The organism is Achromobacter sp., assembly GCF_057314935.1.
The window spans coordinates 16,252-42,766 of the sequence record NZ_DBHKZA010000058.1; the positions used below are offsets into that span (position 1 = coordinate 16,252).

Genomic DNA, 26,515 nt, shown 5'->3' on the forward strand with positions numbered 1-26,515 from the left:
GGTCAGGCCCTCTCTTCAGGCGTCAGCAGTTGATGCAACCCGTCGCCGGCCAGGTTGATCGCGAAGATCAGCAGCGCCAGCGCCGAGCCCGGGATGGCGATCAGCCAGAACGAGAAGAACATGTAGGCCTTGGCTTCGGAAATCATCAGGCCCCAGGACGGCAACGGCGGCTGCACGCCCAGGCCCAGGAACGAGAGCGAGGCCTCCAGCAGGATGGCGCTGGCGGCTTCCAGGGTGGCGATGACGATCAGTTGCGGCACGACGTTGGGCAGGACCTCGCCCCACACGATGCGCCACGTGGATGCACCCGCGGCTTGCGCCGCGGCCACATACTCCAGCGACCGCACCTGCTGCGTGGCGCTGCGCATGACGACGGCGTAGCGGTCCCATTTCAACAGGCCCAGCACCAGGATCACCACCCACAGCGAGCCGCCGACGATGGCCACGGTGGCCAGCGCCACCAGGATGACGGGCATCGACAGCCGGGTCGTGATCAGGAACGACACCGCCATGTCGACCTTGCCGCCGAAGTAGCCGGCGGCCATGCCCATGGCGGTGCCGATCAGCCCCGAGATCAGCGCCACGCTGATGCCGATCAACAGCGAAATGCGCGCGCCGTAGAACAGGCGGGACATATAGTCGCGGCCCAGCTGGTCGGTGCCCAGCGGATGCAGCCAGGTGCCCTTTTCGTACCAGACGGGCGGCGCGGTGCGGTAGGCCAGGTCCTGGAAGTAGGGGTCGTGCGGAGAAATCCACGGCGCCAGCAGCGCGATCAGCACGATGACGAGCAAGATGCCGCCGCCGGCCAGCAGCGCCTTGTTGCGGCGCAGGCGGCGCCAGCGCAGGGTGGAGGCGGACAGTTCCAGCGGGGCCGGCGCGGGGGCGCCGGACGCGGCGGGGGTAAGGATAGGCGTGTTCATGTCAAGACACCCGGATGCGCGGATCCAGCCACGCGTTGGCGATATCGGCGGCCAGCGTCAGCAGCACGTACAGCACGGACAGCAGCAGCACGATCAGCTGCATGACGGGGTAGTCCTTGTACGTGATGCTCTGGTAGGCCAGGTAGCCCAGCCCGTCCAGCGCGTAGATGGTTTCGATGACGACGGAGCCCCCCAGCAGGTAGCCCAGCTGCACGGCGGCCAGGGCCACCACCGGCACGATGGCGTTGCGCAGCGCATGCTTGAAGATGATCTTGCGTGCCGGCAGGCCTTTGGCCCGGGCGGTGCGGATGTAGTCCGCGCCCAGCACTTCGATCATGCCGGCGCGGATCAGCCGCATGAAGGCGGGCGCCACGTAATAGCCCAGGGCGATGGCCGGCATCACGAAATGCTGCCACGTCCCGCTGCCCGACACGGGCAGGATGCGCAGCGAGATCGAGAACAGCATGATCAGGATCAGCGCGAAGAAGAAATTGGGCAGCGCCTGGCCCAGCACCGCGATCGCCAGACAGATGCGGTCGATCAGGCTGCCCTTGTAGAGGGCGGCCAGCACGCCCAGCGGAATGGAGATCAGCAGGGCGAAGCCGAGCGCGCCCATGCCCAGCAGCAGCGTGGTCTTGAGCTTGGACAGGATCAACGGGCCGGCTTCGGTCTTGAAATACACCGAGGTGCCGAAATCGCCTTGCAGGATGTGCCAGAGCCAGTCGGCGTACTGCACCGCCAGCGGCCGGTCCAGCCCGTAGGTCTTGCGGATCATGTCGATGTCCGCCTGGCGCGCGCCTTCGCCCGCCAGGGCCAGGGCCGGATCGCCCGACAGGTGCAGCAGCAGGAACGCCAGGATCGAAACGGTCAGCGCCACCAGCGCCGCCAGGCCCAGGCGCCTGATCGTGAAATAAAGCATAGGACTTCCTCTATCGTTTCGCGGCGCCGGGCGGCGCGATGCCTGCCCGGCGCAACCCTGCGCCTTACTTCCAGCTCATGTCCCAGAAGCGCACCAGCTCATCCGAGTAGGGCTTGAAGTTCACGTCCTTGGTGGCGACGTAGTAGGCGGGCAGCGTCCACAGCGGCACCGCATAGGCCTTCTGCGCGATCAGGTCCAGCGCTTCCTTGTAGGCCGCGTTGCGCGGCGCGGGGTCGATCGTGTGGTCGCCCTTGTTGAGCAGGTCCCGCACCTGGGCGTCGCGCGTGACGTCGTCGTTGCCGAAGGCGAAGTACACGGGCGTGGACGCCGAGACGTCGTTGACCAGGTTGGAGCCCCAGGTCTGGTGGGTCAGCGACGCCTTGTTGGCGCGGATCATGTCGCGCATGGCGGCGTACTGCAGGTAGTTCAGCTTGGCGCGGATGCCGACGGCCTGCAGGTAGTTGATGATGGCTTCGGTCTGGTTGCGTTCGCGGTACGCCACGATGTCGATGTCGAAGCCGTTGGCGTAGCCGGCGTCGGCCAGCAGCTTCTTGGCCAGCGCCGGGTCGTACTTGTAGGTGGGCGCCCCGTCCTGCGTGCAGCCCACCTGCGACGGCGTGCAGATGGTGTTGATGAGGCCGCCGCCTTCGCCCACGATGTTCTTCAGCATGGCGTCGCGGTCGATCGCGTGGATGATGGCTTTCCGCACGCGTTCGTCTTTCAGCTGGGGCGCCGGGGTGCCGTCCTGGATGTTCATCTGCATGAACACGATGCGCATCGTGTTGCCGGTGACCATCTGCAGGTTGGGCATCTGGCCCAGTTGTTCGGCCTGGTCCTTGGGCACGCTCATGATCAGGTCTTCGCCGCCCGAGATCACCTCGGCCATCTGGGTCTGGCGGTCGGGGATGAAGCGGATGACGACGCGGCCGATCTTCGGCTGCGCCTTGGGCGAGTCCTTGAAGTAATCGGCGTTGCGCTCCAGCGTGATGGACTTGCCGGGCTGGTAGTCGGTGACCTTGTACGGGCCCGACCCCACGGGTTTGGCGTTCATGCCCTTGGGACCCACTTCCTGGTAGTACTTGGCCGGATGGATGGCGGCGGTGGTGGACAGGTATTCCTTGGCGCCGGGGAAGGGCTCCTTGGTGGTGAGGCGCACCTTGTACTTGTCGATCTTCTCGACCTTGTCGATCCAGGCCACGTTCTGCTGCGTGACGGCCTTGTTCTTGGGGTCGGCCACGTAGTTCAGCGTGTACACGACCGAATCCGCGTCGAACTCCTCGCCGTTATGGAATTTCACGCCTTCGCGCAACTCGAATTCCATCGTCTTGTCGTCGACCTGCTTCCAGCTCTTGGCCAACTGGCCCTTGTACTCGTTGGTGACGGGGTCGCGGTACAGCAGCGTGTCCCAGACGTTGGCAGCGATGATGACGCCGATCCGCACGTTGTTGAAATACGGGTCCACGCTTTCCGGCGCCTGGTCGTAGGCCATGCGCAGGGTGTCGTCCTTCTTGCCGGCCAGCGCAGGCTGGGAGGCAAGCGTGGCGCAGGCCAGCAAGGCGGCGGCAAGCGCGTGCAGGGCAGGGGTGCGGCGGGAGGGCAAGGCGGGTGAGACGGGTGTGAAGCGACAATCAGCCATGGTGAAGGCTCCTCTGGAAGGCACTACATGTACTGCGTATCCATCATCTCGCTCCGGGCCGCGCCACCCTGGTTCTTATCGTTGTCGTCCGTGGGCAGGGAAGGGCTTCAACCCGATCCGGACGACTGCGCGGTCGCGGGGGCCTGCCCTGCGTTCAACGTCTTTAGCGCGGCCTCGCACTTGCGCTGCAAGTGCTGCCGCATGATGCCCGCCAGCCGGTCCGCGTCGCGCGCGTGCAGGGCGTCGGCCATTTCGATGTGCTCCCGCATCGCCAGATCCCATTTCTGGCGGTTTTCGTTCGACACGAAGCGCAGGTTCTGGATGCGCGCGTTCTGGGCGTCGTAGAGCTGCTTGAGCAGGCTGTTGTGCGAGGCCAGGCTGATGCGTTCGTGGATTTCGCGGTTGGTGCGGAAGTAGGTGGGCAGGTCGTGACGGGCGTGGCTGGCCATCATTTCGTAAGTCAGCGCGCGGATTTCCGCGATCTCGACATCCGTCGCCCGTTCGCATGCCAGCCGGCACGACATGGCCTCCAGTCCGCCGATCACTTCGAAGGCTTCGCGGATGTTCGCTTCCGACAGCGCCACCACCTGCGCGCCGCGGTTCGGTTCAATCTGCACCAGCCCTTCGGCCGCCAGCACGCGGAACGCTTCGCGCATCGGCGTGCGCGAGACGCCCAGCAGGTCGCACAGCGCACGTTCGTTCAGGCGGGAGCCGGGCGGGAATTCGCCCTGGATGATGCGTTCGCGCAGTTGGCCGGCGACCGCGCCGGGCAGCGTGCGGCCGTTGCCGGCGGCGCGCGGCGCCGAAGGCTGGGCCCCGGCGTTCGGCGTCGCATCGGAATCGGCGCGGCCGGCATCTGCCGGCCCGGCCAGATCCGGCATCAGGCTAGGATTGCTGCTCATTGGTATACCAACATTTCCCCGTATTTTTCTAGACTATAAACCTGTGGCCGGCGGTTCAATCATGGGTGTATACCCTAGGTTATCGATGTAAAAACAATGGGATAGAGTGGCGCATGCCGCAAGTCCGCATGCGAGACAAACGCCGTTTATGCGTCGCGCATCTTTCGTTGGTATACAAAAAATTCCACTCTGGGGCTACGCATGCTTACCCTGAACTCCCATCCGTCCGGCCGGCATTTCCTGCAGATTCCGGGGCCGACGAATGTGCCTGACCGCGTGCTGCGGGCCATCGATCAGCCCACCATCGACCATCGGGGGCCGGAGTTCGGCGCGCTGGGGCTGGCCGTGCTGGGGGGAGTGAAGCAGGTTTTCCAGACGCAATCCCCCGTGGTCATTTTTCCGTCGTCGGGCACCGGCGCGTGGGAAGCGGCGCTGGTCAACACGCTGTCGCCTGGCGACCGGGTGCTGATGGTGGAAACCGGCCACTTCGCCAGCCTGTGGAAGAAGCTGGCGGGGCGCCTGGGGCTTGAGGTCGACTACATCGAAGGCGACTGGCGCCACCCGGTGGACGCCGCCGTCATCGGCGCGCGCCTGGCCGAAGACACGCAACACCGCATCAAGGCCGTGTGCGTGGTGCACAACGAAACGTCGACGGGCGTCACCAGCGACATCGCCGCCGTGCGCGCCGCGATCGACCGCGCCGCGCATCCCGCGTTGCTGATGGTGGACACGATTTCGTCGCTGGGCTCGATCGACTACCGCCACGACGAATGGGGCGTGGACGTGACCGTGGCCGGCTCGCAAAAGGGCCTGATGCTGCCGCCCGGCCTGGCGTTCAATGCCGTCAGCACGCGGGCGCTGGCCGCCGCCGATACCGCGCGCCTGCCGCGCGCCTATTGGGACTGGCGCGACATGCTGACCGCCAACGCCAAAGGCTATTTTCCGTATACGCCGTCGACAAACTTGCTGTACGGCCTGCACGAGGCCTTGGCCATGCTGCAAGCCGAAGGCCTGCCGCGCGTGTTCGCGCGGCACGAACGGCATGCGCGCGCCACGCGCCTGGCCGTGGCCGGATGGGGGCTGGAACTGCTAAGCCTGGATCCGGCCGCGCACAGCCCCGCGCTGACCGCGGTGCTGATGCCCGACGGCCACGGCGCGGATGCGCTGCGCAAGATCATCCTGGACCGCTTCGACATGTCGTTGGGGCAGGGCCTGGGCAAGCTCACCGACCGGGTCTTCCGCATCGGCCACCTTGGCCACTTCAACGACCTGACCCTGTGCGGCACCCTGGCCGGCGTCGAGATGGGCCTGGCCGCCGCCGGCGTGCCGCACCGCGCAGGCGGCATGCAGGCCGCGATGGAATACCTGGCCCGTACGCCCGAAGGCGCCACGGCCTGACACACCACAATAACGAGGGAAGCAATGAACACGCTTATGCAGCAGGCGATCCAGTTCGCCAATGAACACGAATCCACCTGGGACCGCAGCGTCAAGGGCAACTTCGGCGTGCACCTGAACGATCCGCCGCCCTGGAACCGCCTGCTGGGGCCGATCCATGACCGCGGCCCGGTATCGGGCGTGGTCGTGGTCGACGGCAAGACCGTCGCGTCCTGGGGCGAACCCGAGCGCGCCGACCTGACCTTCAGCGTGGCCAAGCTGTATCTGGCGATCCTGGCAGGCGTGGCGCATGACCGCGGCTTGCTGCCCGACGTGGACGAGCCCGTCGGCAAGCGGGTGCCCGGCATCGGTTTCGACGAGGGGCAGAACGCCGACATCACGTGGCGTCACCTGCTGCAGCAGACCAGCGAATGGGAAGGCGAGCGCTTTGGCGTGTCGGACCAGGCGGACCGCTACCGCGCCGTCACGTTCGGCGTGCCGCCCGATGGCAAGAAGGGCGACGCGCGCCCCTTGCAGCGCCCCGGCACGTACTGGGAATACAACGACGTGCGCATCAACCAGCTGTCCTATGCGTTGCTGCACTTGTTCCGCAAGCCGCTGCCGGAGGTCTTCCGCGAAGCCGTCACGCGCCCCATCGGCGCGAGCGAAGACTGGCAATGGGTGGGCTACGACACCGCCTGGGTCGAGATCGACGGCCAGCGCATGCCGTCGGTGCCGGGCGGCTCCCACTGGGGCGGCGGCATGTCCATCAGCGCGCGCGACCAGGCGCTGATCGGCCAGATGCTGCTTGCCGACGGCCAGGCCAACGGCAAGCAGATCCTGTCGCGGGAATGGATTCAAGCGATGCGCACCCCCTGCGCCATCGCGCCGTACTACGGCTACCTGATCTGGCTGAACCACGAAGGCCGCGTCTTCCCCAGCGTGCCGGCCTCAAGCTTTTTCGGCGTGGGCGCGGGCAGCTCGTTCACCTGGGTGGAGCCGGAGCGCAAGATGGTGGTGATCGTGCGTTGGTTGAATTCCGCCCATGCGGATGCGCTGTTCGGCAAGATCCTTGCAGCGGTGGACGCGCCACAGGCGTAACATTCTGACCTCTTACCGACCAAGGAATGAAGCCATGAACTACCGCCGACTGGGAACCAGCAATCTGCGTGTTTCGCCGCTATGCCTGGGCACCATGATGTTCGGAGAGCAGACGCCTGACGACGAGGCGGCGCGCATTGTCGCGTCGGCGCGCGACCATGGCTTGAATTTCATCGATACGGCCGACGTCTACAACGAAGGCCGTTCGGAAGAAGTGGTGGGCAAGCTGCTGCAGGGGCAGCGCCACGACTGGGTGCTGGCCAGCAAGATCGGCAACCCGGTGGGCAAGGGCCCGAACCAGGCGCACTATTCGCGCCAGTGGCTGATGCGCGGCGTGGAGCAAAGCCTTTCGCGCCTGGGCACGGATTTCATGGACATCCTGTACCTGCATCGCGACTACCACGAGGAAAACCTGGAAGAAGCGCTCTGGGCGCTGGGCGACCTGATCCGCGCGGGCAAGCTGCGCAGCTTCGGCCTGTCGAACTTCCGCGGATGGCGCATTGCCGAGGCCATGCGCCTCGCCGAAAAGCTGGGCGTGCCGCAACCGGTGGTGTGCCAGCCGTACTACAACATGCTGAACCGCGGCCCGGAAGTGGAAATCCTGCCCGCATGCAAGCATTACGGATTGGGCGTGGTGCCGTACAGTCCCATCGCGCGCGGCGTGCTGACGGGCAAGTACCTGCCGGGTCAGGCGCCGGCCGCCGACACCCGCGCGGGGCGTGGCGACCGCCGCATCCTGGCCACCGAATTCCGTGAAGAGTCCCTGCAGATCGCGCAGCAGCTGGTTCAACACAGCGCGGCGCGCGGCGTGCAGCCCGGCCACTTCGCCACGGCCTGGGTGCTGGCCAATCCGGTCATCACGAGCGTGATCGCCGGCCCGCGCACGCTGGCGCAGATGGACGACTACTACGCCGCGCTGGACGTGAAGATCACGGCGGAAGACGAAGCCGTCGTGGACGGCTGGGTAACGCCCGGCCATGCGTCGACGCATGGCTACAACGACCCGAACTACCCGTTCTACGGGCGGCCGGTAGCCGGCGCATAAGCGGCGGCATGCCAGGCTGGAGGGCGGGCTGCATCTCGGCCCGCCTGTCAGGCCGGGCGACGCGCCGCGTCCCGATGTCCCGCGCGCGCCTCAGGCCGGGGCGCGCACCGGCTCGGCCGCGATGCCGTGCAGCATCATCTGCTCGACCACGGACGCGATGCCCAGCCGCGCGACGCGTCCGCGCCGTTCGGCGTCCATCAGGCTGGTCAGCACGCCGAAGAACATTTCCGTCAACGCCGCCGCCGTGATGTCCACGCGGAAGGCGCCTTCGCGCTGTCCGCGCAGAAAAAACGCGTCCAGGGATTCCACGTAGCCCGACCAACTGTTCATGATGTCGGGCTGTTGCTCGTTGTCGGGCTTCCAGTTGTAGGTCAGAAAGGTCGCCAATTCCTTATGCGCGAGATTCTGATCGATCAGGTTTCGCAGCGCCTCGCGCGCAGGCGCGGTCTCCAGATGCGAGTCCGCCAGCGCTTTTTTCATGACATGGGCGCTGTGCGTCGTGAGGCGCAGGACCAGTTGGTCCCGCGTCTGACAGAAGCGGTACAGCGTCGCCTTGCTGACGCCCACGGCCTTCGCCAGTTCCTGCAACGTGGCCCGCGGCTGGTCGACCATTGCGATGGCCAATGCCACCAGTAGCTTCTCGTGCCCCGCCTCGTCAGACATGCTCTGCCCCTGTTCTGTTTTCGAACTTGATCAGGCGCTATTGAATCACGGGTGATTCACTTTGTACAAACTTTGGCCGAATTGGCAAGTAAAAACTTGTTAAGCAGAATGTAATCAACTTAACAGAATCATATGAATCATCATTGATTCAAATTGAACTCTGCGGTAGCATCAGCGGCTTGTTGAATTCAGGTCGCCGCGGGCGGGGGTTACAGATGTTGAAGAATCAAACCAGGCGGCAGTGGCCCCTGACGGCGTTGTTGGCGTCAATCGTGTTGGCAGGATGCGGCGGTGATCAGGATGCGCATTCGCAAGCATCCGAACCGCGCGCGGTGCAAGTGCTGTCGGTGCAACCCGAACGCTACGCGCTGACCAGCGCGTTGCCGGGGCGGGTGGAGCCCATGCGGGTGGCGGAAGTGCGCGCCCGCGTGGCGGGCATCGTGCTCAGCCGCAACTTCGAGGAAGGCGCCGACGTGAAGGCGGGCGACGTGCTGTTTCGCATCGACCCGGCGCCATTCAAGGCGGCGTTGTCGCGCGCCCAGGGCGAACTGGCCAAGGCGGATGCCGCCGTGTCGGACGCCCAGGCCATCGTCAAGCGCTACACGCCGCTGGTCAAGATCGAAGCCGTGAGCCAGCAGGACTTCGACACCGCCACCACCACGCTCAAGAGCGCCCAGGCCGCGCGCCGCTCCGCGCAGGCTGATGTGGAAACCGCGCAATTGAACCTGGACTACGCCACGGTCAAGGCGCCGATTTCGGGCCGCATCGGACGCGCGCAGGTCACCGAGGGCGCGCTGGTGGGCCAGAACGAAGCCACCGTCATGGCGAAGATCCAGCAACTGGACCCGATCTACGTGGACTTCACCCAACCGGTGGCGGACATGCTGCGCATGCGCGCCGCGCTGCAGGACGGCAGCCTGGGGCAAGGCGAGGGCGCCGACATTTCCCTCTCCATCGACGGCACCGACCAGAAACGCAACGGGCGCCTGCTGTTCTCGGACATCGCGGTGGACCGAACCACGGGCCAGGTGTCCGTGCGCGGCGAATTCGCCAACCCCGACGTGCTGCTGCTGCCGGGCATGTACGTGCGCGTGCAGACGCGGCAAGGGGTGGATCCCGAGGCCATCCTGGTGCCGCAGCGCGCCGTGCTGCGCAGCACCGACGGCAAGCCGCAGGTGATGGTGGTGGGCAAGGACGAGGTAGTGGAGTCCCGCCTGGTGCAGACCGGCACGATGCGCGGCGGCGATTGGCACATCGTCGAGGGCCTGAACGCGGGCGACCGCGTCATCGTGGGCGGCGTCAACGCCGCCGTGCCCGGCCAGAAGGTCAGCGTGACGCCGGCGGCCGAGCCCAAGGTCGCGGCCGCCGGCGGACCGTCCGCGCCCGCCGCGAACTGACCGTCCGCCCGCGCATCCCCATGCCTTCGCAAGGATAGATCATGTCCAAGTTTTTCATTGGCCGCCCCAATTTCGCGTGGGTGGTGGCCATCTTCATTTCGCTGGCCGGCCTGCTGGCGATCCCGTCGCTGCCGGTCTCGCAGTTTCCGGTAGTGGCGCCGCCCCAGGTGACCATCGCCGCCGTGTACCCGGGCGCCTCCGCGTCGGTGCTGGTGGATTCGGTGACGAGCGTCATCGAAGAAGAGCTGAACGGCGCCAAGCACATGCTGTACTACGAGTCGTCCAGCAGCTCCAGCGGCAGCGCGGAAATCACCGTCACGTTCGAGCCGGGCACGGACCCGGACCTGGCCCAGGTGGACGTGCAGAACCGCATCAAGAAGGCGGAAGCCCGCCTGCCGTCCGCCGTGACGCAGCAGGGCCTGCAGGTCGAGCAGGCCAGCTCGAACTTCCTGATGATCTACGCCCTGACCTACAAGGGCGACGATGCGCACAAGGACGTAGTGGGCCTGTCCGACTACGCGGCGCGCCACATCAACAACGAGATCCGTCGCGTCGACGGCGTGGGCAAGGTGCAGTTCTTCGGCGCCGAGGCCGCCATGCGGGTATGGATCGACCCGCAGAAGCTGCTGGGCCTGGGCCTGTCGGTGGCCGACGTCAACGCGGCCATCGCTGCCCAGAACGTGCAGGTGCCGGCAGGCAGCTTCGGCAGCCGTCCGGGTTCGGCCGAGCAGGAACTGACGGCCACGCTGGCCGTGAAGGGCATGCTGGATTCGCCGGAAGAATTCGGCAGGATCGTGCTGCGCGCCAACGACGACGGCTCGTCCGTGCACCTGGCCGACGTGGCGCGCCTGGAAGTGGGCCGCCAGAGCTACGACTTCGAGACGCGCCTGAACGGCAAGAAGTCGGTCGGCGCGGCCGTGCAGCTGGCACCGGGCGCCAATGCGATCGATACGGTCAAGGCCGTGAAGGCGCGCCTGCAGGAGCTGTCCGCCTCATTCCCCGAAGACGTGGAATTCTCGGTGCCGTTCGACACGTCGCGCTTTGTCAGCGTGGCCATCGAAAAGGTGGTGCACACGTTGCTTGAGGCGATGGTGCTGGTCTTCCTGGTGATGTTCCTGTTCCTGCAGAACATCCGCTACACGCTGATCCCGACGATCGTCGTGCCGGTGTGTTTGCTGGGCACCTTTGCTGTGATGTCCGTGCTGGGCTTCTCGGTGAACATGATGACGATGTTCGGCATGGTGCTGGCCATCGGCATCCTGGTGGACGACGCCATCGTGGTGGTCGAGAACGTGGAACGCATCATGGCCGAAGAAGGCCTGCCGCCGCGCGAGGCCACGGTCAAGGCGATGGAGCAGGTGTCGGGCGCCATCGTCGGCATCACGCTGGTGCTGTCCGCCGTGTTCCTGCCGCTGGCGTTCATGAGCGGTTCGGTCGGCGTGATCTACCAGCAGTTCTCGCTGTCGCTGGCGGTGTCGATCCTGTTCTCGGGCTTTCTGGCGCTGACCTTCACGCCCGCCTTGTGCGCCACGTTCCTCAAGCCCATCCCCAAGGGCCATCACGATGAAAAGAAATGCTTTTTCGGCTGGTTCAACCGCAGCTTCAACCGCCTGACCGGACGTTTCGAGGCGCTGAACACGCGGCTGGTCAAGCGCACCGGCCGCTACATGGTGATCTACGTGGCGATCGTGGCGGTGCTGGGCGTGCTGTACGTGCGCGTGCCTGAATCGTTCGTGCCGCCGGAAGACCAGGGCTACGTCATTGTCGACGTCCAGTTGCCGCCGGGGGCCACCCACACGCGCACCGACAAGGTCGTGGCGGACGTCGAGCAGCACCTGATGTCGCTGGACGCCATGGGCGACGCCTTCACGGTGATGGGCTTCAGCTTCTCGGGCACGGGCCAGAACGCCGGCATCGCGTTCCCGACGTTGAAGGACTGGTCCGAGCGCGGCAAGGGGCAGGCCGCCAGCGACGTGGCCAATAGCGTGAACGCGCGCTTCGCGGCCATCGACGACGGTTCGATCATGGCGGTGAACCCGCCGCCCATCGACGGCCTGGGCAACTCCGGCGGCTTCGCGCTGCGCCTGCAGGACCGCGGCGGCCTGGGCCGCGCGGCCCTGACGGACGCGCGCAACCAGCTGCTGGCCAAGGCCAACAGTTCGCCGGTGATCGCCTATGCCATGATGGAAGGCCTGGCCGACGCGCCGCAGCTGCGCCTGGACATCGACCGCCAGAAGGCGGAAGCGCTGGGCATCGGGTTCGACACGATCAGCACGGCGATCTCGTCTGCCTACGGGTCCGCCACCATCAACGACTTCGCCAACGCCGGGCGCTTGCAGCGCGTGGTGGTGCAGGCGGACGTGCGCGACCGCATGACGCCGGAAAGCATCCTGATGCTGAACGTGCGCAACAAGTCGGGCGGCATGGTCCCGCTGAGCGCGTTCGTGCAGACCAGTTGGGAAAACGGCCCGGTGCAGATCTCGCGCTACAACGGCTATCCGGCGTTCAAGATCGCCGGCGACGCGATGCCGGGGCGCAGCACCGGCGAAGCGATGGCCGAGATCGAGCGCATCGTGTCGGAACTGCCCAGCGGCATCGGCTACGAATGGACGGGCTTGTCCTACCAGGAGAAGTTCGCCGGGGCGCAGGCGCCGATGCTGTTCGCGCTGGCGTTCCTGGTGGTGTTCCTGCTGATGGTCGCCCTGTATGAAAGCTGGGCCATCCCCGCGTCCGTCATGTTGATCGTGCCGATCGGCGCGCTCGGTTCGGTGCTGGCGGTGACGGTGCTGGGCATGTCGAACGACGTGTACTTCAAGGTTGGCCTGATCACCATCATCGGCCTGGCCGCCAAGAACGCGATCCTGATCGTGGAATTCGCCAAGAGCCTGCGCGAGCAGGGCCATTCGCTGATGGATTCCGCCATCCAGGCCGCCAAGCTGCGCTTCCGCCCCATTGTGATGACGTCGCTGGCGTTCATCCTGGGCGTGGTGCCGCTGGCGCTGGCCAGCGGCGCGGGCGCCGCCAGCCAGCGCGCGCTGGGCGTGGGCGTGATCGGCGGGATGCTGACCGCCACGCTGCTGGGCGTGATTTTCGTGCCTATCTTCTTTGTGTGGGTGCTGTCGCTGGTGTCGAAGCAACGCGGCCGGCCGGCATCCGAACCCTTGCCGGCCCCGCGCACGGCAGAGGAGTAAGACTCATGATGCAAACCTTCTTCCCCTTGCGCCTTGGCGCCCTGGCGTTGAGCGCGGTGCTGGCGGGATGCTCGCTGGCGCCGGTGCACCAGCGGCCCGATGCGCCGATCCCCGCGCAGTATCCGGCGCAGTTCAACCAGTCTGCCGCGCCTGCCGCGCCGTCGGCGGCGGCCACGCTGGATTGGCAGTCGTTCGTGACCGATGCGCCCTTGCGCCAACTGGTGGCGCTGGCGCTTGAGAACAACCGCGACCTGCGCCAGGCCGTGTTGAACATCGAAGCGGCGCGCGCGCAGTACCGGATTGAACGCGCGGACCGGCTGCCGGGCATCAACGCTCAAGGCACCGGCACGCGCCAGCGGGTGCCGGGCGACTTGAGCAGCACCGGCAGCGCCGGCGTGCAAAGCACCTACCAGGCGGGAATCGGGCTGACCGCGTTCGAGATCGACCTGTTCGGCCGCGTGCGCAGCCTGTCGGACGCCGCGTTGCAGGAGTACCTGGCGACCGAAGAAACCGCGCACAGCACGCGGATCAGCCTGGTGGCCGAAGTGATCCAGGCCTATCTGACGCGCGACAGCGCGCAGCGCCGCCTGCTGGTCACGCGCCAGACCCTGGCCAGCCGCGAATCGTCGCTGGAACTGATCGTCAAACGGCGCCAGGCCGGCGCGGCCACGGCGCTGGATTACCAGGAAGCGCTGGGTTTGACCGAGCAGGCAAGGGCGGAACTGGAACGCATGGACCGCGAAGTGCGGCAGGCCGGCAACGCGCTGGCGCTGCTGGTGGGCGTGAACGATCTGGGTCCCTACCTGCCGCAGCAACTGGCGGCGTCGCCCGTGCTGCTGCAGGAGATCGCGGCAGGCGCGCCCTCTGAACTGCTGGAGCGCCGCCCGGACATTCTGGCCGCCGAACATCAGCTGCAGTCGCGCAACGCCAGCATCGGCGCGGCGCGGGCGGCGTTCTTCCCCAGCATTTCGCTGACCGGACTGTTCGGCTCGTCCAGCGCCGACCTGTCCAACCTGTTCGACGGCGGCCAGCGCGCCTGGTCGTTCACGCCGCAGATCACGCTACCGATCTTCGCGGGCGGCCGCAACACTGCCAACCTGGACCTGTCGCACGTGCGCAAGGACATCGCCGTGGCCGCTTATGAAAAGACCATCCAGACGGCGTTCAAGGAAGTGGCCGACGCGTTGGCGGCCACCGACACCCTGCGGCGCGAGGAAGCGTCGCGTCGCGCCTTGGCCGAGTCCAGCCTGGAAGCCATGCGCCTGTCGGAAGCCCGCTACCGCGGCGGCGTGGATAGCCATCTGCGCTACCTGGACGCGCAGCGCAGCGCGTTTACCGACCAGCTGAGCTACATCGAGGTCAGCACCCAGCGCCAGATGGCCCTGGCGAGCCTGTTCAAGGCCTTGGGCGGAGGATGGCCAGGCGAACGGCCGCCGGTCGCGGCGGCGGGAGCCGGGGAGGGATGATTTAGCCTTATTTTCAAAAATCTCGATAAAAGATATTGACGTCGAGATTTATGCTGCTTATCGTAGAAAAAAAGCGCCGCCAGATAGCCGGCTGCCATTCCCTGGCTTTTCGCCGGCGGCAGGCGCACGAGGAGACAAGCAGTGATACGTCCATGCGACAGCCGGCCGGGCCGGCAGCGATCCCGCGCGGCGTCCCCGCGTGCCGGCCGTGCGCACTCGGCACGCGAGGGCGGGTGCTTGCGGTCCTGGCTACGACGGGCCTTGCACAGTCTGGCGGCGTGCGCCGCGCTGGCGGCGGGTGCGCCCGCCGTGGCGGCCGATTGGCCGGCCCGGCCGATGACCATCGTGGTCAATGGCGGGCCGGGCAGCCTGCCCGACCTGTTCGCGCGGCCGCTGGCCGAGCGGCTGCACAACGCTTTCGGCCAGCCTGTCGTCGTGGAAAACAAGCCTGGCGCCGGCGGCCTGCTGGCGATGCAGCAGTTGAAGTCGGCGCCCGCCGACGGGTACACGCTGGCGCTCGTCACCAACGCCCATCTGGTCTGGAATCCCTATATCTTTCCCGCGCTGACGTATGACCCGGTCCGCGACCTCGTGCCGGTCAGCCCGCTGGCCGTCATTCCCATGGCGCTGACAGTCAACGACAAGGTGCCCGCGCAGTCGCTGGCGCAGTTGTTCGCGCTGGCGCGCCAGCAGCCGGGCCGGCTGAACTACGCGTCGTCGGGCAACGGCAGCCCGCCGCACGTGCTGTTCGAAATGCTGCGCGAACAGGCCGGCGCGGACATCATGCACGTGCCGTTCAAAACCGGTACGGGCGCGCTTAATTCGGTGCTTGCCGGCGATACGCAGATGTATTTCGCCGGCACCGCGCTGGTCGAACCGATGGTCAAGGAAGGGCGCCTGCGCGTGCTGGCCATCAGCGACGCGGTGCCCGATGCCGCCTTTGGCCGCGCGCCGACGCTGGCGCAGCAGGACTTCCGCGGCTTCGAAGGCGCGGTGTGGCTGGGGTTGGCCGCGCGTGCGGGCACGCCCCAGGCCATCATCCAGCGCCTGAACGCCGAGATCGGCCGCGCGCAGCAGGACGGCGCCATGCGCCAGATGTACGCCAGCCATGGCTCGCTGCCGTACCATCTGGAGGCCAGCGCCTTCGCACAGCGCGTCGCCGATGAGCGCGAGGCCACGGGCCCCGTGCTGCGCAAGCTGGGCATCAAGCCCGATTGATCCGCATCCTTTCCCTCCAACCCTGGAATCAACGGCGCCCTGCGGGGCGCCGGCACCGGTAGCCATGAACCTGATTGAAGAGATTGTTGACAACGCCCCCGCCATCCGAGAAGTTCGGCGCGACATCCACGCCCACCCTGAGCTGGCGTTCGAGGAGAACCGCACCGCGCAACGGGTAGCCGAACTGCTGGAGAGCTGGGGCATCGAACTGCACCGCGGCTTCGGCAAGACCGGCCTGGTGGGCGTGATCCGCAACGGCACGTCGTCGCGCACGCTGGGGCTGCGCGCCGACATGGACGCGCTGCCGATGCAAGAGGCGAACCAGTTCGCGCATGCCAGCAAGCACGCAGGCGTGATGCACGCCTGCGGCCACGACGGCCACACCGCCATGCTGCTGGGCGCCGCCCAGTACCTGGCGCGTCATCGCAATTTCGACGGCACCGTCTACCTGATCTTCCAACCCGCCGAAGAACGCGGCGGCGGCGCGCGCGAGATGATGCGCGACGGCCTGTTCGAGAAATTCCCGATGGAGGCCGTGTTCGGCATGCACAACATGCCGGGCATCCCGGAAGGCTGTTTCGCGTCGTCGCCCGGCCCCGTGCTGGCGTCCAACAGCGAATTCCACGTGACGATACGCGGCAAGGGCGGCCACGCTGCCATGCCGCACCTGGCCGTCGACCCGATCCCGGCGGCGGGCCAGATGATCGAGGCCTTCCAGACCATCATCAGCCGCAACAAGAAGCCGCTGGAGACGGCCGTCATTTCCGTGACCACGCTGCGGGCGGGCGAGGCCGTCAACGTCATCCCCGACACTTGCGAACTGGGCGGCACGGTGCGCGCCTACACCGCCGAGACCCTGGACCTGATCGAGCGGCGCATGGGCGAGGTGGCGCAGCACGTGGCCGCGATGTTTGGCGCCGAATGCGATTTCGTCTTCACGCGCCACTATCCGTCGACGATCAACCACGAGGCCGAGACCGCCTTCATGCGCGAGGCGCTGGCGCAGGTGGTCGGCCAGGAGCGGCTGCTGGCGCAGACGCCCATCATGGCGGCGGAAGACTTCTCCTTCATGCTGGAAGCGGTGCCGGGCAGCTATTGCTTCATCGGCAACGGCGACGGCGGGCACCGCGAGCTTGGCCACGGCGAGGGGCCGTGCCTGGTCCACAACACCAGCTACGACTTCAACGACGCGCTGTTGCCGATTGGCGCCAGCGCGTTCGTGAAGCTGGCCGAAGCCTGGTTCGCACGGCCGCCGCGCGCCTGAGCACGGCGCCGCGCCCCGCTTACGCCTTGCGCAACCCCGCGCGGGGCAGGGGCGCCGCCGGATGGCTGGCGGGCTCGTCCGCCGGCCTGCCGCGGCCGATCAGCCATGCGCACAGCGCCGACACCACCCCGGCAAACAGCACGTACAGGCAGATCAGCCAAGGCTGGCCGCCGCCGGTCTTGAGCAGGGCGGTGGCGATGATGGGGGTGATGCCCGAGGCGAATATTCCCGAGAACTGGTAGACGAACGAGATGCCGGTGTAGCGCACCTTGGCGTCGAACAGCTCGCAGAACAGCGCGGCCTCGGGGCCATACACGGCGGCATAGAAGATGCCGAAGGGGATGATGATCGCCAGCCAGATCAGCATCACGCTACCCTCGCTGTGCAGCATCAGCCAGAAGCCCGGGAAGGAGGCCGCGGCGGTGATCAGCGATCCCCAGAAATAGACGCGCGTGCGGCCGATGCGGTCGGACAGACGGCCGAAGAAGGGGATGAAGAAGCACATCACCAGGGCTGCGGCCATCACGCCCGTCAGCGCTTCGGTCCGTGTGATCTGCACGGTTTGCGTCAGGTACGAGATCGAGAACACGCCGAACACGTTGAAGAACACGCCGTCGATGTAGCGGGCCCCCATGCCCTTGAAGACGTTGCCGGGGTAGCGCTTGAGCATGTCGAAAAACGGGATGCGGCTTTCAGCGTTGCTTTCCTTGACGGCAGTGAACTCGGGCGTTTCCTTGATGTTCAGGCGGATGTACATGCCCACCAGCACCATGGCGGCCGACGCCAGGAAGGCGATGCGCCAGCCCCAGGCCATGAACTGTTCGTCCGTCAGCAAGGTGGACAGCAGCGCCACGGTGCCGGAGGCCAGGCACAGGCCGATCGCCAACCCGATCTGCGGCAGCGACGCGTAGAAGCCTTTTTTGCCCGGCGGCGCGTATTCATAGGCCATCAGCACCGCGCCGCCCCATTCGCCGCCCAGGCCGATGCCCTGGAACACGCGCAGCAGCAGCAACAGGATGGGCGCCCAGACGCCGATGCTGTCATAGGTGGGCACCAGGCCGATCAGGAACGTGGACACGCCCATGATCATCAGCGTCATCACCAGCATGCTCTTCCTGCCGATGCGGTCGCCAAAATGGCCGAAGATCAGGCCGCCCAGCGGCCGCGTCACAAAGCCCACGGCGAACGTGGTGTAGGCCAGCATGGTCGAGACCAGCGGGTCGCCGGTGGGGAAGTACAGCTTGTTGAATACGATGCCCGCCACGACACCGTAGAGGAAAAAGTCGTACCACTCGATCGTGGCGCCGATCAGCGACGCGGTGACGACACGGCGTACTGCGGCTTCATTCTGCTTGGCCATTCCAGTCTCCTTTGATGGGGGGGCGGGGCACTCTGCGTTGCCGCTCGCCATGCTTTCCTGCGGGGTTTTCTTGCGCGTTTACGCGGCGACCAGCTCGGTCTGCCGCCGCGTTGCCTTCAGATCCTCCAGCATGAAGCCGGCCGCGCGTTCGGCCAGCATCACGACGGGCGCGTTGGTATTGCCGGAAACCAGCGTGGGCATGATGGAGCAATCGACCACCCGCAGACCGGCCACGCCATGCACGCGCAAGCGTTCGTCCACCACGGCCATCGGGTCGCTGCGCGGCCCCATCTTGGCGGTGCCGGAAGGGTGGAAGATGGTGGCGCCATACTCCCGGCAGAAGTGCAGGATCTCGTCATCCGTGCGCACATCGGGCCCCGGGCGGAATTCCCGCTTCATCAGCCCGGCCAGGGGTTCGGTCGCGGCCAGCTGGCGCGCGTACTTGACGGCCGCCACCGTCATGCGCCGGTCCAGCTCGGTGGACAGGTAATTGGGCTGCATGGACGGCGCTTCGAACGGGTCGGCGCTGCGCAGCCGGACCTGACCGCGCGAAGACGGGCGCAGCTGGCAGACGGAATACGTGCAGCCCGAAAACGGATGCACCTTGCCGCCGGCCAGGTCGGCCGACAGCGTCGCGAAATGGAACTGGGTATCGGGCGTGCGGCTGGCCGGGTCCACCCGGCAGAACAGGCCGCCCTGGTTGATGCCGACGGCCAGCGGCCCGCTGCGGAACAGCAGCCATTGCAGCCCCATGCGGGCGCGGCCGGCGAGCGTGCGCAACTGGTCGTTGGTGGTAATGGGCTGCGTCGTTTCGTAGATCAGTCTGATCTGCAGATGGTCTTGCAGGTTTTCGCCGACACCTGGCAGATCCCGCAGCACGCCGATGCCGAACTGCCGCAGCAGCGCGGCCGGCCCGACGCCGGACAATTGCAGCAACTGCGGCGATTGCAGCGCGCCCGCGCACAGCACGACTTCGCGCCTTGCCCGCAGCGTGCGCACCTGGCCGTCCTGCCGATACCGCACGCCGCAGGCGCGGCTGCCTTCGAACAGCACGGCCATCGTGTGGGCGCCGGTTTCCACGCGCAGGTTGGGTCGGCCTTCGGCCGGGCGCAGATAGGCGACGGCGGTAGAGCAGCGGCGGCCATTGCGCGTGGTCAGCTGGTAATAGCCGACGCCTTCCTGCTCGCCCGTATTGAAGTCCTGCACATGTGGCACGCCCCGCGTGCCGGCCGCCGCGATCATGGCTTCCACCAGCGGATGCGGCGTCCTGATGGAGGTGGCGTTCAAAGGACCGCCCACGCCGCGGGTGGGCCCCGCGCCCAGGTCGTTGTCTTCCAGTTTGCGGAAGGTGGGCAGGCAATCGTCCCAGCTCCATCCCGGGTTGCCGGCGCGGGCCCAGGCGTCGTAGTCCTGCCGCTGGCCCCGAATGTAGATCAGCCCGTTGATGGCGCTGGACCCGCCCAGGGTGCGGCCTCGCGGCCAGTAGATGCGCCGGTCCAGCATGTTGGGGTCGGGGTCGGTGTAGTACCCCCAGTTCACCACCTTGTGGAACATGGTCTTGCCATAGCCGATGGGGATATGTATCCACGGGGAGCGGTCCCTGGGGCCGGCCTCCAGCAGACAGACGGACAGCGCGCCGTCGGCGCTCAGCCGGTTGGCCATCACACATCCGGCCGAGCCGGCGCCAACCACGATGACATCCACGGTGTCGGACATATTGCCTTGTCTCCCTGTTGCCGTCCGCCTGCGCCACGTCGGCGGGACGGCGCGTTTACCCTGCTTGCCGCGGCGGGGCGCACTTATATACTGGGTCGATCCCGACATCGCCTTGCGAGGCCGCATGCGGGCCGGGGATCTGTGGCGATTCTAGGAAGCGGGCGCGTCGCGCAAAGCACAACACGCGTGGGGGCGGCAAAATGGAACGGAACATGCAACTTCGGTTTCAAAATCGCAGTGCAGCATCGGTGCAGGCGCCGGCTGACGCATCGGTCGACACGCCCGCCGTGCGGCAAGAGGCCGCGCGATCGCTGCGCGCCCTGGTGGTGCTGGAGCATCTGGCCCGGGCCCAGCATCCGCCCACGCTGGCGCAATTGGCGCAGCGCCTGGACATGCCGAAGACCACGCTGATGCGCCTATTGGCCGCCATGCAGCGCGCCGGCTTCGTCGCCGCGACACCGACCGAGCACGGCTTCGTGCCGGGGCCGCAGGCCACGTCGCTGGCGTTGTCCACGTTGCGCGCCTCGGCGTTCACGCGGGCGTGCCGCGCCGTGCTGGCGCAACTGGCCGGCACGCTGGGCGAAACCTGCAACCTGACGGCCCCGGACGGCGACCGCGTGATCTATATGGAACGGGTGGAAACCACCGAGCCGCTGCGCCTGTTCTTCGCGGTGGGCAGCCACGTGCCGATGCACTGCACGGCCAGCGGCAAACTATTCCTGGCGTCCATGAACCGGCTGGAACGCGGCCGCGTGCTGGCCCGCTTGCCGCTGACGCGCAACACGCCGCGCACCTTGACCGATCCCGCGCAATTGGAAGAGGAACTGGAACGGCTGGCGGCGCGCGGCATCGGCATCGACAACGAGGAATTCGTGCGCGGCATGAGCGCGGTGGCGGTGCCGGTCAGGGATGCGGAAGACCGGGTCGTGGCGGCCGTGGCCTGCCATGCGCCGACCGCGCGCGTCATGCTGGATGATCTGTTGCGGGCGGTGCCCGTGTTGCAGCGTGCCGCGCAATCGCTGCACGAGGTGCTGGCCCAGCATCGGCCGGGGGGCTGAGCGGTTGCAAGGATCCAGTCGAAGCGAGAACAACAATCCATAGACATCAATCGCTTAACGAAGATTGGTTCATTGAGTTCGCCCGTTTCAACAATTTGTACGGAACTGGGCGGTAACATTTGAGTGTCTATGGGTGAAATCGAGCAGCGTGATCTCACACTCGTCGGAATCGGGCTGATGCTTTTCGTGGCCCTCATGGCTATCGTTCGTTTGTCTTTGCCGGGCCCACGAGTCGTAAATGAAGCTGCTGAAGCAGTGTTTTGAGGAAATGATGAATTTTTGGGTCCCTGTCGTCTTCGGTACGTTCAAACTCTTCGTGTTGGGCACGGGCATGTTTTTCGCCATCAAGTCCCATTACGATGGAGAAAAAAAGGAGAAGAAGGAGAAGAAGGAGATGAAAGCACCGTAGTGGATGTCGCGACTTATCGCGAGAGAGACAGCATCAGCCGCCAGAGCGATGCATGCGCAGCCGGTCCACCACAGCTCCCGCATTCTGCGTAGTCGCCGAAGGTCGAGGCCGAGCCTCCGACGACTGAGCGGCATTCTCAATTTCTATCTGACATGCTTACCAGCGGATCGTGTAGGGCCTGTCTCCCAGGCCCCATACCCCGTCTTTCCGTTCCAGCATGATGTGCCGGGTCTGCCATTCGTCCGGCTGGTATTCGGAGGGAAAGCCGCTTATCTGCTGATAAAAGACGGGGTCAGCCGCCCAGTCCGCGGTGGCGCGATCTAGCCGCCATTCGAACTTCACCGCCGAAACCGTGTTGGGGTTGTCGTCGAAGGGATTCTTGCCCGGCTTGGAGTAATCGAGGATCTTGCCGACCTGAAGGCCGGGGGCGCAGAACTTCGCGGTATAGACCAGTTTCGAACCGATGCGGGTCTCGCCGTCTGTGTAGTACGCGCGGCCTTTTTCGGTCAGCGCGATGTGGCTGGTGGCGTCCTCGGGATTCTCATCCGGTCTTGGAGGCGAACCGTCGCCGTTGGCGCTGACGCGCTTGACCGTGATGAGCTGATGTTTGATCAGCCCTTGCACGATTTTGTCCTGCTCTTGCAGGAAGGCGGTGTAGGCATCGGTCGGCAAGGGCCGCACACCCACCACCTTGACGCAGGCGCTGTCTGGCGCATTGGTGGGCGTCGCCATGGCGGCGACCAGGATCTTGTGTATCTTGCTTTCGGTCAGGCCTGGACCCAGCGGTGATGCCTTCCAGACATAAAACCCTGCGGCTGCGGCGATGGCCAGACCCAAGGCCCAGGCCTTGCGTGGAATCCGGCGGCGTTTGGTCGTGCGCGGCTTCTGGTTCATTCCCTTCCTTGCGGCTCGTGGTCTCGCGATAGTAACGCGGGGCGGAAGGGGCCTGCCAAGCGCCCGCGGCGGAGGTGCCGCGGCGCAAGGACCGATCCCGGCCAGGAACGGTCGTTTGACATCCAGGCCGCCGATTTCATGCGGGAATCCATTGCACAGATTCAGGTTCGGCAACAGTCGAGAGTACTCGTCAACCGCTTGTCTCTGAAGAAGTGCAGGATGCCGTCGAAATCAAGAAAGACCGCAGGAGCGCTAGAGGTCGCGGGGGCGATCATCCGACGATCGGCGCGAAAACCGATCGCCCCGGGTGAGGGCGTTCACGCGCTCAGGAAGCGAGTGACTTCGGCCCAATCGTTAGTCGACAGGGCGACGTCTTCGAAGTCGCCAGCGTCCTCGTCGTAGCGCGAAACGCAGAAGCGCTGGCTCCTGCCGGATTCGCGGTCGGCATAGTTGGCGTAGTCGACATACACTTTCAAACCGCGCTCCTTGTTCTCGAATGAAGGGGCTGCATCGATGTAGCTCGACGCGTCGAAATACCCTTCGGGTATGGGCGGCAGGGTTGTTATGTCAAAGTCGGGAAATTCGCGACGCAGTCGTTCAAGGTTCATTAGAGATGCATGTAGAGGCTGGAGACCTGACATTTTACGTTGCTCGGGGTCAGCCGCCACTGACGTCCCCCGAAATAGGGTTTGGGTCAGCACTGCGCGAATTTGCGCCATGGCATTGGGGCAGGAAAATGGACCGATCGCCGTTTGCAGGGGCCATTCTTAGATATCGGCTACATCGCGCAGCCGTACGCCGGAGAAGTTGGCCGCTCTCAATGCGTCATACATCGCGCGGTCGCAGATGGGAGGTGCTCCCATGCGATCCTGGCGGAAGATATGGGCATCTCCCACAACATCCTGTTTGAACACCAAGCTGGCTCCGCCGACGAGGCTATAAAGCTTCTCGTCCTCGCCGGTCTGATAATTGTTGTCGAGCTTGATCCTCACGCGAGACGAGGCTTCATCCAGGGCATCGAGTCCGCGCAGCACATTGCCCAGGTAGTACCGAGGACCGGGGCTGCCGTCAGCCAGGCTGAAGTCGCACGCCACAAATGCAAACGCCTCGGCGTCCATCTGCTCAAACAGCTGCTTCAAAGCTTCCGACACAATCCATATGCCGGCGAGTTCTTCCAGATCGCGTGGCATTCCGCCCTTCTCGGGTACATGAACCAGGCGGGGACGCTCCGGATACTGATTTGGCATTCCGTCAGGACGCGAGACGACATTCATCCCCGGATGGATCAGCTTCTCTTCGTTGGCGATTTCGATGCCGGGAACCCCGCCATTGCCCAGGAAGCTGGCGTCGATCAGGAAAAATTCGCCCTCATGAGATGCGGTTTCGACTGAAATCTCAACGGCGGTCGGTTCGGTCACGGCGGCTTCCATAGCGATGGTGTCAGACCACATTTTTTCTATCTAGATGCTGCGAAATTTTAGCCTGACACCTTTGTGTCGCGGCTGTGGCGAGCCAGGCATCTACCGCTCGGGCCGTGCTGGATGACCTGCTGCGGACGGTGCCGGTGTCGCAGCGTGCGGCGCAGTCGCTATGCGAGGACCGATCCCGGCCATGAGCCGACACTGCTGGGATCAAGAAGCAGACATTCAACGAATGACATAAGCGGGGACCGACCGGCGCAGCCGGTTGGGTATCCGCTCAATGGAGGGGTTAGCCGTCTTGGTCAGGAGCATCAGGTAGAGAGAGTACGGCCGTGAAGTTCGCATACTGAACCCCGCCTATTTCAAAGATGGGACGCGCTTCAGGACGAAACTCCAAACTCGCGTTGAGCAAGTCTGCCAAGCGGAGACAGTTGAACAGCCCGTACCCTTGTCCTGTCAAAGACAACTTCTTAGCATTCTCCGCCCTGAATCCTGCTACGCCCAGCTGCCCCGCTTCATGCTTCAAAACAATTGGGCCGACAGACTGAATTGCTATTGTGGCTCCGCTCTTATTTCTTGAACAGCTGATTTCCACAACGCCAGCGCGAGGCGAGTACTTAATCGCATTCCCAAATAGCAAGTCCAGCAATTGCTCGAAGTATGGAATGTAAGTTTCAACAACCAAGGACTCGACGCCACTTGTGTCAATCTTTATCCCATTTCTCTCAAGGTCATTTTTCCGCCTGATCTTTGATCTTGTTATCTTCGACTGAAGATCGACCCGCCCGGGCGCACAATTCGTCCGGGCGTCCCCAAGGTCATCAAGCGTACTGATTAAGATCCAACCGGAAAAATCCTGCCACGCCTCGCTGATGCCATCAAGAGTGCCAGCCAATCGTCCTGCCTCAAGCGCCTCCCCTCCTCGCTTTAATGGCTCCAACTGCTTTTGAGCGGTCTGCAATCCATTTTGGATCTCACGAGATAAAGATCGGAATCTTTCCAAGAGTTGACCAGAATCAATCATTTCCCCGCCTCCAGAATAAATGGACTTACCAAACTAGCCAACTCAGCCGCCTTAATCCCGAACTTCGCCAATGACGCAACATCAATCCGAGATGGCGTATTGCAGATAAGGCGCTTAGTGTCAACAGCATCACTGTGGAATCGCTGATTCAACATCTCACTGAGCAGCGTATTCTCGACGAACACTCGCTGCACACCACTTATCTCGCGCTCACTGAGACCAAGATAGACAAGGCGCCTCCGAATGAAGTCCCATCGAAATTTCGGCGATGTAAATATTCGCGCCACCTGATCAAAGTTAAAGAGGAAGTCGTCTATTCCCCATTCTTTGGAAAACACCATGTCCAATGCGTCCTGCCTCTTGAACCTTGAATAAATGGCTCCCGGATTCCCCGTATAGGCGCAAATGACGTGAAGAGGATTCTTCCTTCTCAACTCTTCAATCACACCTAGGCCATCGATCTCAGGATACAGAGCGGAGCCGACTCCATGGATATCGCAAATTATTATGTCGTGCGAAGAAAGATCATGAGCCTTTATCTTTTGGTCGGCCTGCTTGATCGGCTTTGTGTAATCAGGTAGATAGGTGACTCTGCAGCCCCGGCTCTCTAGCGCATCCTTCCAAGGAAAAGGTCGATCGTCGACGATTGCAACCTTTATTGGGCGAGGTGAAGCAAGAAGATCACTTAGGTTGACCGTTAAAGTTTCTGGGTATGTGGTCTTCGCGCGATGCCTTGCCAAGATCGTGCAGTAGAGATGGATCCCTTTCTTCTTCATTTCTTCAAACACGAGCTTCCTCCAAAGTTCTTTTACGCGATCTGGACGGCTAACCTAATGTCGACAGCACCAAACCGAAGGCCATATCTGGCGCGTGCGGTCTAAATTGGCACAGAAAAAAATTGGCACAAAAAAACGCGGAACGGGAATTGAAGCCGAGTACTTCGGCATGCATTTTGTACAAACATACAGTGCTAAATACACCCATGTAACCGGCCCCTCCCGTGTCGCTCGCCACTGCGAGATCAGATCCCTGAGCGTATTAGTTACAAACAGTATAGCTTACACACCGGGCAGGCTTATGTGCAATGCATGGTTTGCGGCATCTGCGAGGAAGGGTGCAATTGGAAATCGAGTGTTTTCTGGGCATGTTGCCCTGGCACTTGCAGCCCGGCTGAATGACGGCTTTTGAGCGTTCATCTGTAGGGCCGCTTTGGGTCGGGAGCGGTCGGCCATCAACTGCTGTTTCCAGCCAGAATCCGGCATCCGCTGGCGGCCAGGATCGCCTCCTGGACGGTCGGGATTCGCATTTTCAAGAGTCAGTCATCGGTAGAAGGAACGAAAGCGACATGCACCGACCGATGGCAGCGTGCGTTTTCTCGGCGTCTTGGACATCAGGCATTCGCCAGAGCGATGCGGTGGGTAGGCCGCCGAAGCGCTCTCTAGATTATCGATTGACCAGGCCGCGGGGTGGTCGGATCGCCACTGCTACAAGCGCAACGTCCGCGCCGTGCGCAACGCCAGCACCCACACGCCCG

Annotated in this window: 22 protein-coding genes; 10 read left to right on the top strand and 12 right to left on the bottom strand. The window is 64.6% G+C overall.

Translation table 11 applies throughout. The features are described 5' to 3' along the window. Window positions 1-2: 2 nt before the first annotated feature. The 4 genes from ACO6D5_RS20375 to ACO6D5_RS20390 all read right to left on the bottom strand — a co-directional run bounded on the left by ACO6D5_RS20375 (window position 3) and on the right by ACO6D5_RS20390 (window position 4,377). Window positions 3-920, bottom strand: coding sequence for an ABC transporter permease (locus ACO6D5_RS20375; RefSeq protein WP_485826361.1), 918 nt, complete (start codon window positions 918-920; stop codon window positions 3-5). Window position 921: 1 nt separating this feature from the next. Then, window positions 922-1,839, bottom strand: coding sequence for an ABC transporter permease (locus ACO6D5_RS20380; protein WP_006224390.1), 918 nt, complete (start codon window positions 1,837-1,839; stop codon window positions 922-924). A 64-nt stretch (window positions 1,840-1,903) separates the two neighbouring features. Next, window positions 1,904-3,475, bottom strand: coding sequence for an ABC transporter substrate-binding protein (locus ACO6D5_RS20385; protein ID WP_315847490.1), 1,572 nt, complete (start codon window positions 3,473-3,475; stop codon window positions 1,904-1,906). 107 nt (window positions 3,476-3,582) lie between these two features. Next, a complete protein-coding gene (locus ACO6D5_RS20390; RefSeq protein ID WP_485826362.1) occupies window positions 3,583-4,377 on the bottom strand; it encodes a GntR family transcriptional regulator in 795 nt (264 codons plus the stop codon). A gap of 201 nt (window positions 4,378-4,578) precedes the next feature. Here ACO6D5_RS20390 and ACO6D5_RS20395 point away from each other — a divergent pair, with 201 nt between their 5' ends. Genes ACO6D5_RS20395 through ACO6D5_RS20405 form a run of 3 tightly spaced genes read left to right on the top strand, consistent with a single transcriptional unit; the run spans window position 4,579 to window position 7,900 of the window. Continuing rightward, a complete protein-coding gene (locus ACO6D5_RS20395; protein ID WP_485826363.1) occupies window positions 4,579-5,775 on the top strand; it encodes a pyridoxal-phosphate-dependent aminotransferase family protein in 1,197 nt (398 codons plus the stop codon). A gap of 24 nt (window positions 5,776-5,799) precedes the next feature. Next, window positions 5,800-6,855: a serine hydrolase gene (locus ACO6D5_RS20400; RefSeq protein WP_315847087.1), complete on the top strand. Its 1,056-nt coding sequence runs from the start codon at window positions 5,800-5,802 to the stop codon at window positions 6,853-6,855. A gap of 34 nt (window positions 6,856-6,889) precedes the next feature. Further along, entirely contained in the window at window positions 6,890-7,900 is a 1,011-nt protein-coding gene (locus tag ACO6D5_RS20405; protein WP_485826364.1) for an aldo/keto reductase, read from the top strand. Window positions 7,901-7,990: 90 nt separating this feature from the next. On the opposite strand, the gene ACO6D5_RS20410 is transcribed toward ACO6D5_RS20405, so the two are convergent. Next, complete coding sequence (locus ACO6D5_RS20410) at window positions 7,991-8,563, bottom strand: TetR/AcrR family transcriptional regulator (protein WP_315847089.1); 573 nt, start codon at window positions 8,561-8,563, stop codon at window positions 7,991-7,993. Window positions 8,564-8,778: 215 nt separating this feature from the next. On the opposite strand from ACO6D5_RS20410, the gene ACO6D5_RS20415 reads away from it, so the two are divergent. The 5 genes from ACO6D5_RS20415 to ACO6D5_RS20435 all read left to right on the top strand — a co-directional run bounded on the left by ACO6D5_RS20415 (window position 8,779) and on the right by ACO6D5_RS20435 (window position 17,099). Next, a complete protein-coding gene (locus ACO6D5_RS20415) occupies window positions 8,779-9,960 on the top strand; it encodes an efflux RND transporter periplasmic adaptor subunit (protein WP_485826365.1) in 1,182 nt (393 codons plus the stop codon). Between the two features lie 41 nt (window positions 9,961-10,001). Continuing rightward, on the top strand, window positions 10,002-13,151 hold the full coding sequence (locus ACO6D5_RS20420; protein WP_485826366.1) for a multidrug efflux RND transporter permease subunit: 3,150 nt from the start codon (window positions 10,002-10,004) through the stop codon (window positions 13,149-13,151). 5 nt (window positions 13,152-13,156) lie between these two features. Beyond that, a complete protein-coding gene (locus ACO6D5_RS20425; protein WP_485826367.1) occupies window positions 13,157-14,617 on the top strand; it encodes an efflux transporter outer membrane subunit in 1,461 nt (486 codons plus the stop codon). A gap of 261 nt (window positions 14,618-14,878) precedes the next feature. Continuing rightward, complete coding sequence (locus ACO6D5_RS20430; RefSeq protein ID WP_485826368.1) at window positions 14,879-15,835, top strand: Bug family tripartite tricarboxylate transporter substrate binding protein; 957 nt, start codon at window positions 14,879-14,881, stop codon at window positions 15,833-15,835. 64 nt (window positions 15,836-15,899) lie between these two features. Continuing rightward, window positions 15,900-17,099 carry a M20 aminoacylase family protein gene (locus ACO6D5_RS20435; protein WP_315847094.1) on the top strand — a complete coding sequence of 400 codons (1,200 nt, stop codon included), beginning with the start codon at window positions 15,900-15,902 and terminating at the stop codon, window positions 17,097-17,099. A gap of 19 nt (window positions 17,100-17,118) precedes the next feature. Here ACO6D5_RS20435 and ACO6D5_RS20440 read toward each other — a convergent pair whose 3' ends face one another. Beyond that, on the bottom strand, window positions 17,119-18,459 hold the full coding sequence (locus ACO6D5_RS20440; protein ID WP_006224402.1) for an MFS transporter: 1,341 nt from the start codon (window positions 18,457-18,459) through the stop codon (window positions 17,119-17,121). 78 nt (window positions 18,460-18,537) lie between these two features. Then, entirely contained in the window at window positions 18,538-20,175 is a 1,638-nt protein-coding gene (locus ACO6D5_RS20445; RefSeq protein WP_485826369.1) for a GMC family oxidoreductase, read from the bottom strand. Window positions 20,176-20,375: 200 nt separating this feature from the next. Here ACO6D5_RS20445 and ACO6D5_RS20450 point away from each other — a divergent pair, with 200 nt between their 5' ends. Continuing rightward, complete coding sequence (locus tag ACO6D5_RS20450; RefSeq protein ID WP_485826370.1) at window positions 20,376-21,233, top strand: IclR family transcriptional regulator; 858 nt, start codon at window positions 20,376-20,378, stop codon at window positions 21,231-21,233. Window positions 21,234-21,471: 238 nt separating this feature from the next. Beyond that, window positions 21,472-21,642, top strand: a complete 171-nt coding sequence (locus ACO6D5_RS20455; protein ID WP_485826371.1) for a hypothetical protein — start codon at window positions 21,472-21,474, stop codon at window positions 21,640-21,642. 156 nt (window positions 21,643-21,798) lie between these two features. Here ACO6D5_RS20455 and ACO6D5_RS20460 read toward each other — a convergent pair whose 3' ends face one another. From ACO6D5_RS20460 to ACO6D5_RS20480, 5 genes are all read right to left on the bottom strand, one after another. Further along, on the bottom strand, window positions 21,799-22,710 hold the full coding sequence (locus ACO6D5_RS20460; protein ID WP_485826372.1) for a hypothetical protein: 912 nt from the start codon (window positions 22,708-22,710) through the stop codon (window positions 21,799-21,801). Window positions 22,711-22,853: 143 nt separating this feature from the next. Next, the gene (locus ACO6D5_RS20465; RefSeq protein ID WP_485826373.1) at window positions 22,854-23,144 is read right to left on the bottom strand and encodes a hypothetical protein; all 291 of its coding nucleotides are present in this window, start codon (window positions 23,142-23,144) and stop codon (window positions 22,854-22,856) included. A 159-nt stretch (window positions 23,145-23,303) separates the two neighbouring features. After that, window positions 23,304-23,987, bottom strand: coding sequence for an imm11 family protein (locus tag ACO6D5_RS20470; RefSeq protein ID WP_485826374.1), 684 nt, complete (start codon window positions 23,985-23,987; stop codon window positions 23,304-23,306). 259 nt (window positions 23,988-24,246) lie between these two features. Next, window positions 24,247-24,981: an ATP-binding protein gene (locus ACO6D5_RS20475; protein ID WP_485826375.1), complete on the bottom strand. Its 735-nt coding sequence runs from the start codon at window positions 24,979-24,981 to the stop codon at window positions 24,247-24,249. Further along, a complete protein-coding gene (locus ACO6D5_RS20480) occupies window positions 24,978-25,769 on the bottom strand; it encodes a response regulator transcription factor (protein WP_485826376.1) in 792 nt (263 codons plus the stop codon). The genes ACO6D5_RS20475 and ACO6D5_RS20480 overlap by 4 nt, the downstream gene beginning before the upstream one ends. Window positions 25,770-26,515: the final 746 nt, after the last annotated feature.